This window comes from Curtobacterium sp. 22159 (genome assembly GCF_052045775.1).
In the GTDB taxonomy this organism is placed as follows: domain Bacteria; phylum Actinomycetota; class Actinomycetes; order Actinomycetales; family Microbacteriaceae; genus Curtobacterium.
Genome location: NZ_JBQEPN010000011.1, coordinates 18685 through 36243 on the forward strand (window position 1 = coordinate 18685; position 17559 = coordinate 36243).

Annotated in this window: 14 protein-coding genes; 5 read left to right on the top strand and 9 right to left on the bottom strand. The window is 71.3% G+C overall.

All coding sequences use genetic code 11. The annotated features are described in order from the left end of the window. Window positions 1-42: 42 nt before the first annotated feature. The 5 genes from ACTJKO_RS13145 to ACTJKO_RS13165 are packed head-to-tail and all read left to right on the top strand — an operon-like array spanning window position 43 to window position 5803. The gene (locus ACTJKO_RS13145) at window positions 43-1392 is read left to right on the top strand and encodes an extracellular solute-binding protein (RefSeq protein WP_440689402.1); all 1350 of its coding nucleotides are present in this window, start codon (window positions 43-45) and stop codon (window positions 1390-1392) included. Window positions 1393-1394: 2 nt separating this feature from the next. Next, entirely contained in the window at window positions 1395-2450 is a 1056-nt protein-coding gene (locus ACTJKO_RS13150) for a carbohydrate ABC transporter permease (protein WP_440689404.1), read from the top strand. Then, window positions 2450-3343, top strand: coding sequence for a carbohydrate ABC transporter permease (locus ACTJKO_RS13155; protein WP_440689406.1), 894 nt, complete (start codon window positions 2450-2452; stop codon window positions 3341-3343). The genes ACTJKO_RS13150 and ACTJKO_RS13155 overlap by 1 nt, the downstream gene beginning before the upstream one ends. A gap of 7 nt (window positions 3344-3350) precedes the next feature. Continuing rightward, window positions 3351-4658, top strand: coding sequence for a 6-phospho-beta-glucosidase (locus tag ACTJKO_RS13160; protein WP_440689408.1), 1308 nt, complete (start codon window positions 3351-3353; stop codon window positions 4656-4658). Further along, complete coding sequence (locus ACTJKO_RS13165; protein WP_440689410.1) at window positions 4646-5803, top strand: N-acetylglucosamine kinase; 1158 nt, start codon at window positions 4646-4648, stop codon at window positions 5801-5803. Before ACTJKO_RS13160 ends, ACTJKO_RS13165 begins: the two co-directional genes overlap by 13 nt. Window positions 5804-6248: 445 nt before the next feature. Here ACTJKO_RS13165 and gap read toward each other — a convergent pair whose 3' ends face one another. The 9 genes from gap to ACTJKO_RS13210 form a co-directional block, all read right to left on the bottom strand. Further along, window positions 6249-7253 carry a type I glyceraldehyde-3-phosphate dehydrogenase gene (gene gap / locus ACTJKO_RS13170; protein WP_440689412.1) on the bottom strand — a complete coding sequence of 335 codons (1005 nt, stop codon included), beginning with the start codon at window positions 7251-7253 and terminating at the stop codon, window positions 6249-6251. A gap of 105 nt (window positions 7254-7358) precedes the next feature. After that, complete coding sequence (locus ACTJKO_RS13175; protein WP_440689414.1) at window positions 7359-8309, bottom strand: GlxA family transcriptional regulator; 951 nt, start codon at window positions 8307-8309, stop codon at window positions 7359-7361. Window positions 8310-8326: 17 nt separating this feature from the next. Next, window positions 8327-9049 (bottom strand): methyltransferase domain-containing protein, encoded by a 723-nt coding sequence (locus ACTJKO_RS13180; protein ID WP_440689416.1) that lies wholly within the window; start codon window positions 9047-9049, stop codon window positions 8327-8329. Next, entirely contained in the window at window positions 9046-10206 is a 1161-nt protein-coding gene (locus ACTJKO_RS13185; protein ID WP_440689418.1) for a type III polyketide synthase, read from the bottom strand. The genes ACTJKO_RS13180 and ACTJKO_RS13185 overlap by 4 nt, the downstream gene beginning before the upstream one ends. A gap of 49 nt (window positions 10207-10255) precedes the next feature. Continuing rightward, window positions 10256-11761: an Asp-tRNA(Asn)/Glu-tRNA(Gln) amidotransferase subunit GatB gene (gene gatB, locus ACTJKO_RS13190; protein ID WP_440689420.1), complete on the bottom strand. Its 1506-nt coding sequence runs from the start codon at window positions 11759-11761 to the stop codon at window positions 10256-10258. Next, window positions 11761-13308 (bottom strand): Asp-tRNA(Asn)/Glu-tRNA(Gln) amidotransferase subunit GatA, encoded by a 1548-nt coding sequence (gene gatA, locus ACTJKO_RS13195; RefSeq protein WP_440689422.1) that lies wholly within the window; start codon window positions 13306-13308, stop codon window positions 11761-11763. The genes gatB and gatA overlap by 1 nt, the downstream gene beginning before the upstream one ends. Further along, complete coding sequence (gene gatC / locus ACTJKO_RS13200; RefSeq protein WP_440689424.1) at window positions 13305-13604, bottom strand: Asp-tRNA(Asn)/Glu-tRNA(Gln) amidotransferase subunit GatC; 300 nt, start codon at window positions 13602-13604, stop codon at window positions 13305-13307. Before gatC ends, gatA begins: the two co-directional genes overlap by 4 nt. Before the next feature lie 48 nt (window positions 13605-13652). After that, the gene (locus tag ACTJKO_RS13205; RefSeq protein WP_440689426.1) at window positions 13653-15974 is read right to left on the bottom strand and encodes a transglycosylase domain-containing protein; all 2322 of its coding nucleotides are present in this window, start codon (window positions 15972-15974) and stop codon (window positions 13653-13655) included. 85 nt (window positions 15975-16059) lie between these two features. Beyond that, window positions 16060-17274, bottom strand: a complete 1215-nt coding sequence (locus tag ACTJKO_RS13210) for an alpha/beta hydrolase (protein ID WP_440689428.1) — start codon at window positions 17272-17274, stop codon at window positions 16060-16062. Window positions 17275-17559 lie beyond the last annotated feature (285 nt).

The following is a 17559-nucleotide window of genomic DNA, read 5'->3' on the forward strand; positions in this document are numbered from 1 at the left end:
GCCCGGACGCACCCGGAGCGAGACCAGAGAGCGAGTACCACCGTGTCCCTCCCCGAACCGAACCGGCGGGCGTTCCGCCGCATCGCCACCGCCACGGCCGTCGCCGCCGTCGGCGCCCTGGTCGTCGCGGGCTGCAGCTCCGGCAGCAGCGCCGACGCCATCGACAAGTCCGCACCCAAGGAGCTCAAGGGCACCGTGTCCCTCTGGCACTTCTTCACCGGCCGCGAGGCGGGCGTCGTGCAGAGCGCCGTCGACGGGTTCGAGAAGGCGAACCCGGGCGTGAAGGTCGACATCCACGCCGGACAGGACGACGAGAAGCTGCAGAAGGCGATCTCGTCCGGTCAGAACATCGACGTGGGACTGTCGTACTCCACGGCCATCGTCGGCAGCTTCTGCTCCTCCGGCGCGTTCCGCGACCTGTCGCCGTACATCGAGCGGGACAAGGTCGACCTGTCGGACATCCCGAAGGCCGTGCGGTCGTACACCGAGTACAAGGGCAAGCGGTGCACGATGCCCGCGCTCGCCGACGTGAGCGCCCTGATGTACAACAAGCCGCTCCTGGCGAAGGCCGGCATCACGACGCCGCCGAAGACGCTCGACGAGCTCAAGGCCGACGCGCTGAAGCTCACCACGTACAACGCCGACGGCTCGATCAAGCAGCTCGGCTTCAACCCGCTCATCGACTTCTACGAGAACTCGCCGGAGCACTGGGCGCCGATGGTCGACGGACGGTGGCTGGACAGCAAGGGCAACAGCGTGATCGGGACCTCCGACGCGTGGAAGAAGCTCATCACCTGGCAGAAGGGCTTCGTCGACGAGATCGGCTACGACAAGCTCAAGGCGTTCACCTCGGGGCTCGGGCAGGAGTTCGCCGCCGACAACGCGTTCCAGACCGGCCAGGTCGCGATGCAGATCGACGGTGAGTACCGCACCGCGTTCATCAAGGACCAGAAGCCGGACCTCGACTACGGCACCGCACCGACCCCGGTGATGGACGGCCTCGGCAACTACGGCTCGACGTACATCGCCGGGAACGTGGCGGGCATCGCGAAGGGCTCGAAGCACCCCGAGCTCGCGTGGGCGCTGCTGAAGTACCTGTCGACGAACACCGACGCCCAGGTCACCATGGGCAACGGGCTGAAGAACATCCCGACGCTCACCTCCGCGCTGCAGTCGTCGAAGCTCGAGGTCGACGAGAACTACAAGACCTTCGTCGACGTCGCGGGCAACAAGGACACGATGACCTCGCCCGGCACCGCCGACGGGGCCGCCTACATCGGCACCTTCACGAAGTTCTGGCAGGCGTACCAGGAGAACGGCGGCGACCTGTCCGCGAAGCTCAAGAAGCTCGACTCCGACATCGACAACGCCAACCAGCTGGCAGGTCCGTGACCATGACGGACGTCACCACCCCCGAAACCGGCAGCCGGGAGGCGCGGCCCACCCGCGCCTCCCGGCCCACCGGCCCGACCGGGTCGGCTCCCGACCCCGTGGCCGGCTCCGCGCGCCCGCCCCGGCGGCGGCGCTCCGCCGAGTCCCGTCGGCGACTGGTCGCCCTGACCATGCTCGCGCCCGCCCTGGCCGGACTCGTGATCTTCTTCGCGTACCCGCTCGTGGCGTCGATCTTCTACTCGTTCACCCGCTACAACCAACTGCAGGAACCCGAGTTCGTCGGTCTGCTGAACTACAAGTTCCTGTTCACGCAGGACCCGCAGATCGGCCCGGCGGTCGTCAACACGCTCTGGTTCGTGGTCATCCTCGTGCCGGTCCGCATCGTCTGCGGCCTGCTCGTGGCCGGCCTGCTCAGCCGGGCCAAGACCGCGACCGGGTTCTGGCGCACGCTGTTCTACCTGCCCGCCCTGGTGCCGCCGGTGGCGAGCGTCGTCGCCTTCGTGTTCCTGTTCAACCCGGGCACCGGGCCGGTCAACCAGATCCTGCGGCTCTTCGGGATCGACGGCCCCCTGTGGTTCAACGACCCGGCGTGGTCGAAGCCCTCGCTCGTGATCATGGGCGTCTGGGTGATGGGCGACATCATGATCATCTTCCTGGCGTCGCTGTTGGACGTGCCGCGCGACCTGTACGAGGCCGCGTCGCTCGACGGCGCGAACGGCATCCAGCAGGTGCGGCACATCACGCTGCCGACGATCGCGCCGGTGATCGGGTTCGCGGTCGTCACGGGGGTGATCGCGGCCCTGCAGTACTTCACCGAGGCCGCGGTGGCGTCCGGCGTCGCGAGCGGCAAGGCGACGATCGGCGGTGGCACGGCGGCGCAGCTCGGGTACCCGGGCACGTCGTTGCTCACGTACACCGAGCTGCTCTACCAGCACGGGTTCGCCAACTTCCAGTTCGGCTACGCGTCGGCGATGGCCGTCGTGCTGTTCGTGATCACCGCCGTGGTCCTCGTGTTCACGATGCGCCGCATCTCCGTCTTCCGTCCAGAGGAGTCCTGATGACCGCCGTGTCCCAGCCCCGGATCGCCCGCGCTCCCCGCGGCGCCGCACCGGGCACCGCCCGCGGTCCGCGCCGCAGCCTCCTCGTCTGGATCGCCGAACACGCCGCCCTCGTGGCGCTCGGGGTCCTGACGATCGCGCCGATCGTGTTCGTGGTGCTCACGTCGCTCATGTCGAGCAACCAGGCGCTCACGGCGTCGATCCTGCCCCGGCCGTTCGACTTCTCGAACTACGCGCGGGTGTTCACCGAACTGCCGCTGGCGCAGTGGTTCGGCAACTCCTCGCTGTACGCCGTGCTCGCCACCGCGTTCATGCTCGTCAGCTCGGTCCCGGCGGCCTACGCGCTCGCCCAGATCAAGTTCCGCGGGGCGAACGCGATCTTCACGATCATCATCGTCGCGATGCTCCTGCCCCCGCAGGTCACCGCCGTGCCGGTCTACGTGATGTGGTCCGAGCTGCACCTGACCGGCACGCTCTGGCCGCTCATCCTGCCGAACCTGCTCGGCGACGCATTCAGCATCTTCCTGCTCCGCCAGTTCTTCCTGACGATCCCGAAGGAGTACGGCGACGCCGCGCGCATGGACGGCTGCAGCGAGTGGGGCGTGCTCTGGCGGGTCGTGGTGCCGATGGCCCGACCCGGCATCGCCTCGGCGGCGATCTTCATGTTCTTCCACTCGTGGAACGACTACTACGGCCCGCTCCTGTACGCGTCCGAGAACCAGGCCGCCTGGCCGGTGGCGTACGGGCTCGCCACGTTCCGCGGACAGCACGGCACCGACTGGTCGATGACGATGGCGATGACCGTCGTCGTCATGGTCCCGGTCGTCGTCATCTTCTTCTTCGCACAGAAGGCATTCGTCGAGGGCATCGCGCTCACCGGCGTGAAGGGATAGCACCACAGTGAAACTCGCAGTCATCGGTGGCGGATCCACCTACACCCCCGAACTCGTGGACGGCTTCGCCCGGCTCCGCGACCAGCTGCCGATCGACGAACTCTGGCTCGTCGACCCGGACCCGCAGCGTCGTGAACTCGTCGGCGGCGTCGCGAAGCGGATGTTCGCCCACGCCGGCCACCCCGGCACCGTCCACGTCACGGACGACGTCGTGGCGGGGGTCGCGGACGCCGACGCCGTGATGTTCCAGCTCCGCATCGGCGGGCAGGCGGCGCGGCAGCAGGACGAGACCTGGCCCCACGAGGCCTGCTGCATCGGGCAGGAGACGACCGGCCCCGGCGGGTTCGCCAAGGCGCTCCGCACCGTCCCGGTCGTGCTCGAGTACGCCTCGCTCGTGCAGCGGTACGCGAAGCCCGACGCCTGGATCGTCGACTTCACCAACCCGGTCGGCATCGTCACCCGCGCCCTCCTCGAGGCCGGACACCGCGCCGTCGGCCTCTGCAACGTCGCCATCGGGTTCCAACGGCGGTTCGCCGCGGAGTTCCAGGTCGCGCCCGAAGCCGTCCGTCTCGACCACGTCGGCCTCAACCACCTGACATGGGAGCGGGGCGTGCACGTCACGGACGCATCGGGAGCCGAACGCGACGTCCTGTCCGAGCTGCTCTCAGCGGACACCGGCGCCCTCGACCGGATGGCGTCGAGCGTGCACATGCCGGCCGACCTCATCCGCCTGCAGCACGCCGTGCCGTCGTACTACCTCCGGTACTTCTACAGCCACGACGTCGTGCTCGAGGAACAGCTCCACGAGCGCACCCGCGCCGAAGCGGTGATGGACACCGAGCGGGCGCTGTTGGCGAAGTACGCGGACGAGGCCGTCGTGACGAAGCCGGTCGAGCTCGAACAGCGCGGCGGGGCGTACTACTCCGAGGCCGCCATCGACGTCCTGTCCTCGATCCTCGGTGACCGCGGCGACGTCCAGGTCCTCAACGTGCGGAACGACGGCACGTTCCCGTTCCTGCCGGACGACCACGTCATCGAGGTCCCGGCGCGTGTGACGCGACAGTCGATCACGCCGCTCCCGGTCGCCCCGCTCGACCCGGACATGGCCGGGCTCGTCGCCCACGTCGCCGGGTACGAACGACTCGCGCTCGAGGCGGCGGTGCACGGTGGACGCGACCGGGTGCTGCGCGCGATGTGGGCGCACCCGCTCGTGGGACAGGTGGACAAGGCCGAGAAGCTCACCGACCTCCTGCTGGCCGCGAACGCGGAGCACCTGCCGTGGGCGCGATCGGAGCAGGCATCGTGGGTGGCCTGAGCCGAGCCGACGAGGCCGCGCTCCCCGCCGACGCTGCGCTCCCCGCTGACGCCGCGCTCCCCGCTGGTGCTGCGTTGCCCGGCGCTGCCGGGACGGGGCTCGCCGGCCACGTCCCCCTCGTCCCGTCGGAGGAGGGTGACGTGGTGCTCGCCGTCGACGGCGGCGGCAGCAAGACCGACGTCGTCGCGATCGGCCTGGACGGCAGCATCGTCGGGCACGCACGAGGGCCGGGCTCCAACCCGCAGTCCCGTGGGTGGGAGGTCGCCGGCCCGATCCTCGACGACGTCCGTGGACGGGTCGTGAACCGTCTCGGCGGTCGCCACATCCGCACCACCCACGTCTACCTCGCCGGACTCGACCTGCACGACGAGATCGTCGCCGCCACGGCCGCACTCGCCCGGTGGGACGCGGACGGCGGCGCGCCGGACGTCCTCGACAACGACCTGTTCGCGCTGCTGCGAGCGGGCACGCTGTCGCCGGACGCCGCTGCCGTGGTGTGCGGCACGGGGATCAACGCCCTCGCGGTCCGGGCGGACGGTGCCACGGCACGCTTCCCGGCGATCGGCGACATCTCCGGGGACTGGGGTGGCGGTGCCTACCTCGGCAACCGGGCACTCTGGCACGCCGCACGCGCGGACGACGGGCGCGGACCGGCGACCGCGCTCACCGAGGCGGTCCCCGCCGCGCTCGGGCTCGGCTCCGTCCGCGAGGTCACCGAGGCCATCCACTTCGGACGCCTCGACCAGCGCGTGTTCAACCGCCTCTGCCCGGTGCTGTTCGAGGTCGCCGGAGCCGGTGACGCCGTGGCCGCCGGGGTCGTCGCACGGCAGGCCGAGGAGATCGTGCTGCTCGCGTCCGTCGCACTCGGGCGGCTCGGGCTCGGGGCGTCGGCGGCGTCGCCGGTGCCCGTCGTGCTCGGCGGCGGGGTGCTCGCGGCGCGGGACCCGCTGCTCGTGGACGGTGTCGTGTCGGGGCTCGCCGAGCGGGTGCCGGGAGCGGTGCCGACCTGGGTCACCGATCCCCCGGTGCTCGGGGCGGGTCTGGCGGCGCTGGAGTCGGTCGGGGCGGACGACGCCGCGCTCGACCGGTACCGCGAGGCCGTGCGCTCCCGCTCCTTCGCCTCCACCACTGCGACGATCCGCTGACGCGGCCGCGCCGCGCCGGCGCGGCTGGCCCGGCCCCGAGACTCGGCCTCCGCGACAGTTCTCGCGCTCCAGCGCGCGAGAACTGTCGCCCAGCCCGAGTCTCGCCGGCGCCGCACCGAGTCTCGGCCGCGACCTCACGCGCTGAGCGACAGCTCACGCCGCCACGAGCGCGTGAACTGTCGCCCAGCGCGAAAAGGCGCCCACGCGCCGGACGGGAGGCACGGCGCCAGCCCGCACCGCGCCTCCCGTCCGCAACAGCGCGCCGAGACTCGCTCCCTGCGACAGTTCTCGCGCTCCAGCGCGCGAGAACTGTCGCCCAGCCCGAGTCTCGGCGGCGACCTCACGCGCTGAGCGACAGCTCGCGCCGCCACGAGCCCGTGAACTGTCGCCCAGCGCGAAATCCGCCCACGCACCGGACGCGCTCTCGTCCCCGCGCCGTCGCCCGTCACGCCCGCGCGAGCATCCCCAGCGTGTCGACCACCCGGTTCGAGAACCCCCACTCGTTGTCGTACCAGGCGACGACCTTCACGTGCCGCCCCTCGTCGACGCGGGTCAGCAGCGAGTCGAACACGCTCGACTCCGGCCGCCCCGTGATGTCCGTCGACACGAGCGGGTCCGCCGTGAACGCGAGCACACCGGCGAGCGGACCGGCAGCCGCAGCACGGTACGCCTCGTTGACCTCGTCCACGCTGACCGACCGCGACACGACGGTGTTGAGCTCCACGATCGACCCGACGGGCACGGGCACCCGGATCGAGTCCCCGGAGAGCTTGCCCTCAAGGCGCGGCAGGACCAGCCCGATCGCCTTCGCCGCGCCGGTCGACGTCGGGACGATGTTCACCCCGGCGGCACGGGCCCGACGGAGGTCGCGGTGCGGCCCGTCCTGCAGGTTCTGCTCCTGCGTGTAGGCGTGCACGGTGGTCATGAACCCGTGCTCGATGCCAGCCAGGTCGTCGAGCACGGACGCGAGGGGTGCGAGCGCGTTCGTCGTGCACGAGGCGTTCGACACGACGGTGTGCACGGCCGGGTCGAAGACGTCCGAGTTCACGCCGTAGGCGATGGTCGCGTCCGCGCCGGTGGCCGGGGCACTGATGAGCACCCGTCGGGCTGCTGCGGTGAGGTGCGCCGCGGCCGCGTCCCGTGCGGTGAAGCGGCCCGTCGACTCGAGGACGACCTCGACACCGAGCTCCGCCCAGGGCAGCTCCGCCGGCTCGCGCGATGCGAGGACGCGGACCGGGTGTCCGTCGATCACGAGCGTGTCGCCGTCGACCTCGACGGTGCCGGCGAACGGGCCGAGGGCGGAGTCGTACCGGAACAGGTGCGCGAGCGTCTCGGGTGCGGTCAGGTCGTTGACGGCGACGACCTCGAGGTCCTCACCGCCCCGGGCGATGAGCGCGCGGAGGGTGTTGCGTCCGATGCGGCCGAAGCCGTTCACGGCGATGCGGGTCATGGGGGTTCCTTTCGTTCCGCGGTCCATGCTCACGGGCTGGGAGGCGCCGCTCCAGTGGCAGGGAAGCCATCGTCCGGAAGGATCTCGCCAACGCCGTCCTGGGGATCAGTCCTGGAAGGTGCGCCGGTACTCGGTCGGCGACGTCCCGAGGATGCGCCGGAAGTGCGTCCGCAGGTTCGCGTCCGAGCCGAGCCCCGCGCGCTCCGCCACCTGGTCGACCGACAGGTCCGAGCGCTCCAGCAGTTCCCGCGCGAGGTCGACCCGGGCACGCAGCACCCACTGCATCGGCGTGTACCCGGTGTCCTCGACGAACCGACGCGAGAACGTCCGCGGTGAGACCGTCGCGTTCCGGGCGAGGACCTCGAGCGTGAGCGGTCCGGCGAGGTGCCGGAGCGCCCACTCCCGCGTCTCCGCGAACACGTCGCCGAGCGGCTCGGGAACACTGCGGGGGACGTACTGCGCCTGCCCGCCGCTCCGGTACGGCGCGCTGACGAGCCGTCGGGCGACGTGGTTCGAGAGCGCGACTCCGTGGTCCTGCCGGACGATGTGCAGGCACAGGTCGATCCCGCTCGCGGCCCCGGCGCTGGTGAGCACCGATCCGGCATCGACGAACAGCACGTCCTCGTCCACGTCGACCTCCGGGTAGCGGTCCCGGAGCACGCGGGTGTAGTGCCAGTGCGTCGTGGCACGGCGTCCGTCGAGCAGGCCGGCCGCCGCGAGCGCGAACGCTCCCGTCGAGATCGCCGCGATCCGGACGCCCCGTCGGTGCGCCCGGGCGAGCGCCGCGACGACGTCCGCCGGCGGGGGCGTGTCCGCGGGGAAGCGGTAGCCCGGCACGAACACCGTCTGCGCCCAGTCCAGGGCGTCGAGCCCGTGGTCGACCGCGTACGCGAGGCCGTCCCCGCCGGCGATGCGTCCCGCCCGGGGCCCGCACACCCGGACCTCGTACGGCATGCTCGGCCGGTTCGAGAACACCTGCGCCGGGATCCCGACGTCGAGCGGTTTCGCCCCGTCGAGCACGAGGACCGCGACACGGTGCAGCTGGGACGGTGCCATGCTGCGACGGTAGCGCGTCAGGCGTCGCGGATCGCCAGCACCCGGTGCGGGGCCGCCTGCTCCGCGCGCCAGCCCCCGGGCAGCGCGTCCCGCAGTTCCGACAGCGTGAAGGACCGGCGGATGGAGCGCAGGCCGTCGACCCGGATGAACGTCCCCGCCGCGACGAACGTCGACCCGAGTGCGTACGCGCGGTACGCCTGCGGGGACCGACGGATGTCCGAGTGCAGGCTCCGGCGCGAGGCCAACCGCTCGGAGTCTGCCAGGAACCCGTGCCGCTCCTCGTCGCCGAGGTGGTGGAGGACGTGGTTGGACACGACCACGTCGAACCGCTCCCCCGCCGCCACCAGCTCCGCGCTCGACTGCTGCCGGAACGTCACGCCGCGCGGGGTGGAACGCGTCGCGGCGTCGATCGCCCGTGCGTCCGGGTCGGCGCCGACGACCTCGATGTCGAACCCGTCGCTCGCGGCCCACCGCACCAGCGCTCGGGCGAGGTCCCCGCCGCCGCATCCGAGGTCGAGCACGCGTCCGCGGCCGTGCGCCGGCAGCGCGGGTGCCACGCGGGTCCGCCAGGCGGTCCGCCACCCGCTGACGAGCGCGTTGACGAGCGCGAACCGCCGGTAGGTCCGCGCGAGCTGGCGCGGGTCGCAGTCCGGCTCGTCCATGAGTTCGCGGAGGTCGACGGCGCGCGTGGTGAGGTCGACGGCCGGGAGGCGCGGCGCGGCCGGGTCGCGTCGGCTCACGACACCCCCGCGGTCGCCGTCTCGAGTCGTTCCCCGGCAGCGCGGGCACCACCGGTCGACGCGCTGGTACCGACGGCGGTGAGCCGGGCGGCCTCGACCGTCAGACCGGGCCCGAAGGCGAGCGCGACGACCGGGGTACCGTCGTCGAGTCCGTCGTCGAGCGCCTGCCGGAGCACGAAGAGCACCGTGGCGCTGGACACGTTGCCGTGGTCTCGGAGGACGGCGCGACTGGCCGACAGTGCCGACGCCGGGAGGCCCAGTGCGTCCTCCGTCCGGTCGAGGATGGCCCGACCGCCGGGGTGCACGGCCCACACGGGGACGTCCGCAGCCGCCCCGAGCCCGCGGGCCCGGTCGAACAGCGGGGCGACGGCCCCGGCGACCGTGGCACCGACGAGCTTCGGGACCGCGGTGCTGAGGACCATCTCGAAGCCCTCGTCGCCGATGTTCCACGCCATCTCGGACGCCCCCTCGGGCACCACGGTGGTCGCGAAGTCGTCGAGTCGGAGGCCGGGCCCCGTGGCGGTGACGACCACCGCGGCGGCGCCGTCGCCGAAGACGCTGTTGGCGACGATCTGGTCCGGGTCGTCCGATGCCCGCACGTGCAGCGTGCAGAGCTCGGCGCACACGACGAGCACCACCGCGGCCGGGTCGGCCTCGGCGAAGGCTGCAGCGATGCGGAGCGCCGGGAACGCTGCGCAGCACCCCATGAACCCGATGTGCTGACGGAACACCGTGGGGGCGAGGCCGAGCTCGCGGACGATGTCGAGGTCCGGCCCCGGCTGGGTGAACCCGGTGCAGGAGACGGTCACGACGTGCGTGACGGACCCGGCGGCCACGCCCGCGCGGTCGACCGCGTCACGCGCGGCAGCGACGAACAGCGGCGGGGCGAGCTCGCGGTACCGGTCGTTCCGCGTCCCGGTCGACGGGGACAGCAGCACGCCGTCCTCGTCACGGAACGCGCCGGCCGGTCGGTCGGTGTCGAGTTCGTCGAGCACGGTGTGCCGGTGCTCCACGGCGGATGCGTCGAACGCCGCCGGGACGAGCCGACCGGCGAGGCGGCCGAGACTCGGCTGCGCGGAGAAGAGGTCCCGCACCGCCGCCTGGTCGAGGGTCGTCCGGGGGACGGCGGTACCGATGGCGCGGATCGTTGCGGTCACGACTCATCCTGTCACCGGGTTGCCGACGCGTCCCCAGGTACGACGGACGCTACGACTGCTGCGCACGCTCCAGCACGAGCTCGCGCACGCGGGCCGCGTCCGCCTGGCCCTTCATGGCCTTCATGACCGCGCCGATGATGGCACCGGCCGCCTGGACCTTGCCGTCCTGGATCTTCGCGAGCACGTCGGGCTGGGCGGCGAGCGCTTCGTCGACCGCGGCCGTGAGCGCCGAGTCGTCGGAGACGACCTTGAGGCCGCGGGCCTCGACGACCTGGGCGGGCGAGCCCTCACCGGCGATGACGCCCTCGAGCACCTGGCGCGCGAGCCGGTCGGTGAGGTCGCCGGACTCGACGAGCGCGATGGTCTGGGCGACGTGCTCCGGCGACACGAGGTCACCGGGGGCGGCGTCCTGCGCGTTCGCGACGCGGCTGATCTCACCCGTCCACCACTTGCGCGCGGCCTGGGGCGCGGCACCCGCGGCGACGGTGGCCTCGACCTCGTCGAGCAGCCCGCCGTTGACGACGTCCTGGAACTCGAGGTCGCTGAAGCCCCACTCGCCCTTGAGGCGACGACGACGGGCGACGGGGGCCTCCGGCAGGGACGCCCGGAGTTCCTCGACCACGGCCGGGTCTGGCACGACGGGGAGCAGGTCCGGCTCCGGGAAGTAGCGGTAGTCGTTCGCGTCGGACTTCGGGCGCCCCGCGGAGGTGCGGCCGGTGTCCTCGTGCCAGTGCCGGGTCTCCTGCGTGACCGAGCCACCGGCGGCGAGGATCGCGGCCTGGCGCTGGATCTCGTAGCGGATCGCGCGCTCGACGGCACGGAAGGAGTTGACGTTCTTCGTCTCCGTGCGGGTGCCGAGCTTCTCCTGCCCGCGCGGGCGCAGCGAGATGTTCGCGTCGCACCGGAGGTTGCCGCGCTCCATGCGCGCCTCGGACACGCCGAGCGCCCGGACGAGGTCGCGGATGACCTGGACGTAGGCGGCGCCGAGCTCGGGAGCACGCTCCTCGGTGCCGAAGATCGGCTTCGTGACGATCTCCACCAGCGGGACGCCGGCACGGTTGTAGTCGACGAGCGAGTACTCCGCGCCCTGGATGCGCCCGGTGGCGCCACCGACGTGCGTGAGCTTGCCGGCGTCCTCCTCCATGTGGGCCCGCTCGATCGGCACCTGGAAGATCGTGCCGTCGGCGAGTTCGACCTCGACCTCACCCTCGTACGCGATCGGCTCGTCGTACTGGGAGATCTGGTAGTTCTTCGGGTTGTCCGGGTAGTAGTAGTTCTTCCGGGCGAACCGCGAGGACTCCGCGATCGAGCAGCCGAGCGCGAGCCCGAGCTGGATCGAGTAGCGGACGGCCTGCTCGTTCACGACCGGGAGCGAACCGGGCAGTCCGAGGTCGACCGGCGTCACGTTGGTGTTCGGCTCGCCGCCGAAGAAGTTCGGCGCGTCCGAGAACATCTTCGTCTTCGTCGCGAGCTCGACGTGGACCTCGAATCCGAGGACCGGCTCGTACCGCCGGAGTGCCTCGTCGAAGTCCATCAGCGCGTCCTTCTGCGCCATCAGATCACACCTTCCTGCGCAGCGGACTGCTGAGACTGGTCGAGGTCCGGGATGCTGTCGATGAGCGGGTGACCCCACTGCTGTTCGAGGAGCCGTTCGAGCGCCGCACCGTACCGGTACAGACGGGCGTCCTCACGCTGCGGTGCCATCAGCTGCACGCCGGTGGGCAGGGAGTCCTCGGGGGCGAGGCCGTTCGGGATGCTCATGCCCGGGACACCGGCGAGGTTCGCCGGGATCGTCGTCAGGTCGTTGAGGTACATCGACAGCGGGTCGTCGATGCGCTCCCCGATGGGGAATGCCGTGGTCGGAGCGGACGGGCTGATGAGCAGGTCCACCTGCTCGAACGCCGCCTGGAAGTCGCGCTGCACGAGCGTGCGGACCTTCTGCGCCGACCCGTAGTAGGCGTCGTAGTACCCGGCGCTGAGCGCGTACGTGCCGAGGATGATGCGGCGCTTCACCTCGGGGCCGAAGCCGACCTCGCGCGTGGCGGCCATGACGTCCTCGACGGTGGCGCCGTTCTCGGGCGTCACCCGGAGGCCGAAGCGCACCGAGTCGAACTTCGCGAGGTTGGAGGACGCCTCTGCCGGGAGGATGAGGTAGTACGCGCTGATCGCGTACGCGAAGGACGGGGCGTCGATCTCGACGACCTGCGCACCGGCACCCTCGAGCAGCGCGACGGTCTCCTGGAAGCGCTGGGTGACGCCGGCCTGGAAGCCCTCGCCGCCGGCGAGCTCCTTCACCACGCCGACCCGCAGGCCGCGGAGCGTGTCGGCCTGGAGGCCCTCGCGCGCTGCGGCGGCCATCGACGGCCATGCGTCGGGGATGCTCGTCGAGTCGCGGGGGTCGTGGCCGCCGATGACGTCGTGCAGCAGTGCCGCGTCGAGGACGGTGCGCGACACCGGGCCGATCTGGTCGAGGCTGGACGCGAGGGCGATCGCGCCGTAGCGGCTGACACCGCCGTACGTCGGCTTCACGCCGACCGTCCCGGTCACGGCGCCGGGCTGGCGGATCGACCCGCCGGTGTCGGACCCGAGGGCGAGGGGAGCTTCGTGCGCGGCGACCGCCGCGGCCGAACCGCCGCCGGAGCCACCGGGGATCCGGTCGAGGTCCCACGGGTTGTGCGTCGGGCCGTAGGCCGAGAACTCGGTCGTCGAGCCCATCGCGAACTCGTCCATGTTCGTCTTGCCGAGCGGCACGAGCCCCGCGGCTCGGAGCTTCGCGACCGGGGTGGCGTCGTACGGCGGGACCCAGCCCTCGAGGATCTTCGAGCCGGAGGTCGTCGGCATGTCCTGCGTGCACAGGACGTCCTTGACGGCGATCGGCACACCGGCGAGCGGACCGAGGTCGTCCCCCGCGGCGCGGCGCGAGTCGATCGACTTCGCTGCCGCGATCGCGTTCTGGTTCACGTGCAGGAACGCGTGCACGTCCCCGTCCACCGCCTGGATCCGGTCGAGGTGGGCCTGCGTGGCCTCGACGCTCGAGACGTCACGCGACACGAGGGCGTCGGCGAGCGCCGCGGCGCTGAGGCGGGTGATGTCGTCGGTCACTGCTCTTCTCCCAGGATCGCGGTCACACGGAACCGCTCGCCGTCGGAGTCCGGCGCACCCGAGAGCGCCTGCTCCTGCGTGAGCGTCGGACCGACCACGTCGGGTCGGGTGACGTTGCCGAGCGGCACGGGGTGGCTCGTCGCCGGGACGTCCGGGGTGGCGACCTCGGCGACCTTGGCGACGCTGTCGACGATCTGCGACAGCTCCCCCGTGAGCTTCTCGATCTCCTCGGGCGTGAGGGCGATGCGTGCGAGGTTCGCCAGGTGGGCGACCTGCTCGCTCGTGATGTCAGGCATGGTGCTCCGTCGATCGGTTCGTGGAATGCCCACCAGTCTATTGGTGCGTCACTTGCCGTTCTGCGTCTGCCCCTGCTGCTGGTTCGTCTGCGTCTGCTGCTGGTTCTGCTGGTCCTGCTGCTGGTTCGTCTGCGTCTGCTGCTGCGTCTGCGTCTGCGTCTGGCCCTGCTGCGTCTGCTGCTGGTTCGACTGTGCTCCGGACTGGGAGCCGGACGACGTGCTCGACGAGGCGTGGCTCGCCTGCCCGATCATCGCCGGGTCCGGCGTGGGGAGCGCGTCCCCGCCGACCGTCTGGTCCAGGTAGGCCATCATCGCCTTCCCGACCCCGAACTTCGCGCTGTACCCGGTCGTGCCCTGCAGGAACGGCCAGTTCGCCAGGCTCACGCTGCCCTGCACGTTGCCGATCCAGGTCGCGTTCGTGTACTTCGTCGTCGACGCGACGAGCCAGTTCTGCACGTCGCCGTCGGTCGTGCCGGTCTTCGCGAACTTCGGGACGCTGTCGCCGGGGTTCGCGCTCGCGGCGGTGCCGGACCCGTTCAGGACACCCTGCAGCGCGTAGTCGACCGTTCCCGCGACGTCCGCCGAGACGCCGCGCGTGCAGGAGGACGGCGTGGGCGTGATCTTCGTGCCGTCGGACTCGGTGACCGAGTCGATCGCCGTCGGGGTGCACACGATGCCGCCGTTCGCGAACCCGGCGTACGCCTCGGCGAGGTCGATCGGCGAGAGCTCGTTGACGCCGAGGATCGAGGACGGGATCTGCTTGAGCGGTGTGCCGTCCGCCCGGTGGATGCCCATCGACTCCGCGAGCTGCGCGATCTTGCAGAGGTCGAGCTGCTTGCCCATCTGCGCGTACGCCGTGTTGATCGACTCGGACGTCGCCGCCTGCACCGTCATCGACGAGGGGACCGACTCGGCGTTCGCCACCGGCCAGGTGCCACCGCTGACGTTCTCGCACGAGTTGGTGAACTCGGCGTTCTGGAACGTGTGCTCGGTGGTCGACACGGACTGCGAGAGCGTGTGCCCGGTCGCCAGCCACTCGGCCAGCGTGAAGACCTTGAACGTCGAGCCGGTCTGGAACCCGCCGGAGTTCCCGTACCCGCTGTCGGCGCTGTAGTCCACGGCGGTCGAGCCCGCGCCGGCGTTGTCGCCCTGCGTGTAGGACGTGTTCTGCACCATCGAGATGATGCGTCCCGTCCCGGGCTCCACGGTGACGTTCGATCCGCCGACGTCCACGCCGGCCATCGTGGACGGGACGTAGGTCGACAGCGCCGACTGGGCCGTCGCCTGCACGTCGAGGTCGAGGGAGGTGTGGATCTCGAGCCCCTTGGTGTCGAGCGTCGCGATGCGGTCCGCGGCGGTCTTCCCGAACGCCGGGTCCTGCAGCACCTGGTCACGCACGTAGTCGCAGAAGTAGCCCGCGTCGTACCCGGTCGCGGCGGAGGAGCAGCCGTTCGCGGTCGCCGTGATCTTCGGCGTGATCGGGGTGGCCTTCGCGGCGTCGAGCTGCGCCTTGCTGATGTCGTGGTGCACGTACATCCGCTGCAGGACGTAGTCGCGCCGTGCCTTCGTGGCCGCGTACCCGTTCTTGGCGCCGTTGTCGGCGTTCGACGGCTGGTCGATGCGGAGGTTCGACGGGTTGTTGAGGATCGCCACGAGCGTCGCCGACTGCGCGAGCGACAGGTCCTTCGCGTGGACGCCGAAGTAGTACTCGGCACCCGCCTCGGCGCCGTAGACGCGGCCACCGAGTCCGACGAGGTTGAGGTACCCGGTGAGGATCTGGTCCTTCGAGTACTTCTTGTTGACGGCGATGGCGTAGCGCATCTCCTGCAGCTTCCGCTGCGGGGTCACGCCGGCGGCGTCCTCGTAGCACGCTGCGATCTTCGCCTTGGTGTCCGCGGCGTTCTTCCCCGTCAGCTCCTCGCACTGCTGCACGAGGACGTTCTTCACGTACTGCTGGGTGATGCTCGACCCGCCCTGGACGTCTCCGCCCACGACGGTCGCCGCCGCGCCGCGCAGCGTGCCCACGACGTCGATGCCGCCCTCGTCGTAGAACCGCGGGTCCTCGGTGTCGATCGCCGCCTGCTTGAGGGTCTTCGCCATCGCGTCGGAGGCGACGTTGGTCCGGTTCTCGGCGTAGAAGGACGCGATCTTGACCTGCTGGCCGCCCTTGGTCGCGTAGACCGAGGAGACCTGCTGCGGCGCCTGGATGTCGAGGTAGCTCGGCAGGTCCTCGAAGAACGCCACCGCGCCGGAGGTGCCCTCACCCGCGACGGCGACCCCGGGCGTGACGGCTACGGCGACGAGCATGCCGGCCAGCGCCGACATCGCGCCGAACGTCAGCAGAGCACCAGGCCATCGCACCACACGCATGGACGGCACCGTACGGAAACGGTCTGTACTGGTTCTGCCGTGGAACCGGTCACAGCTGCGCCGCCGTTCAGGTTGTCACCCAGACTCACTCGCGCGGCTGGAGGTCCTGCGGACGGACGAGGTACATGTCCGGCGAGGTCTGCGGGACCCCGTCACCCCCGCGCTCGCCACGACGGAGCTGTTCGCGCACCAGGTCGCCGCGCCCGACGGCGATCAGCGCGACGTCGTGGAGTGACGCGGTCCCGGGCTTGAGGTAGTCGTTGTGCCCGACGGGCCGACGGAACACGTCACCGGCGTCGTCGGTGTCGATGCCGCCGGCGAGGTCGAGGACGGTCGAACCGAACGAGGCGGAGCCCGGGTCCGTCCCGAAGTACCCCGAGCCGGCGATCGGGTCGCTGTGCGCGTCGCCGACGAACACCTGGCCTCTGCCGACGGCGAGCTGCTTCGCGGTCTGCACGTCGCTGCCCGGCGACCCGAGCACCGTCAGGGTGTCGGCGCTCATCCGGCCGGACGAGAGTGCCATCAGTGCCGTCGTCGAGCCGTACGAGTGCGCGACGACGTTGATCCGCGGCTGCGCGCTCCCGCGGGCCTCGCGGAGGCCGCCGACGGTGCGCTCGAGCCGCTCGGCACCCGTCTTGGCGAGGCTCAGCGACAGGATGTTCGACAGGTCCGGCGTGCGGTACCCCATCCACGCCACGACGGCGACACCGCTCCCCGACCCCGGCGCCGCCACCCCGGCCAGCGTGGCCTGCTCGCTGTAGAGGTCGTTCGCGGTGTTCGTGAAGTCCGCCATCTGCCCGGTCACCGTGAAGAACATGCCCGGGACGACGACCGTGACGTCGGCCGCGCTGTCGAGGTCGCCGATGGCGATCTCGGCGCGTCCCGAACCGCGGGTGTCGAGGGTGATGAGGAAGCGTTCCGGTGTGCCGGGTCCGTGCTCGAGCGAATCCCGCACCTGCCCGAGCATCGCGGTCCGGGCGGCTCCGGTGCTGGGGTCGGCGAGCCCCGCGCGCAGCGCCGTCCGGTTCGCCCGGTCCCGCACCCGGTACGGGACGCCCTCGAGGTTGCCGACGATCGAGGGCGCGACCGTCGCGAGCGTCTGCCGTTCCTCGTCCCCGAGACCACGCCACCAAGCCGCGACCTCGGCGGCCGATGGCGGATCGTCCTGCGCCGTCGCGAGGACCCGACGATCGCGATCGGCGCGGGCGAGGTCCGCCCCGCCGAGTCCGGACAGGTCGGTGAGGAACGCGCGACCCCGGGCCGTCGTGACCGCGTCCGGCGCGATCTGTCCCCCGGTCATGACCTCTTGGTGAGCTGAGGAAGTTTCGTGGACTCGTGCCGAGACCGCCACCGCACGGACGGCGTGCGCGGGAGGCGCGACTGGGGCCTCGACCACTCCGAGCGAGTGCATCGAGGCGGTGAGCAGAGCCGCGGCGAGGAGCAGCAATCGGGTCTCCCCCGGGAAGGCCGTCCCGTCGTCCCCCTGCAGACGACGGGTGATGCTCTATCGAGTGTAAGGAAATCGGCCTCTTCCGGGGGTGCGGGATGCAACTTGTCCCCTGAACTGGGTGGGGAACAGGGCGCG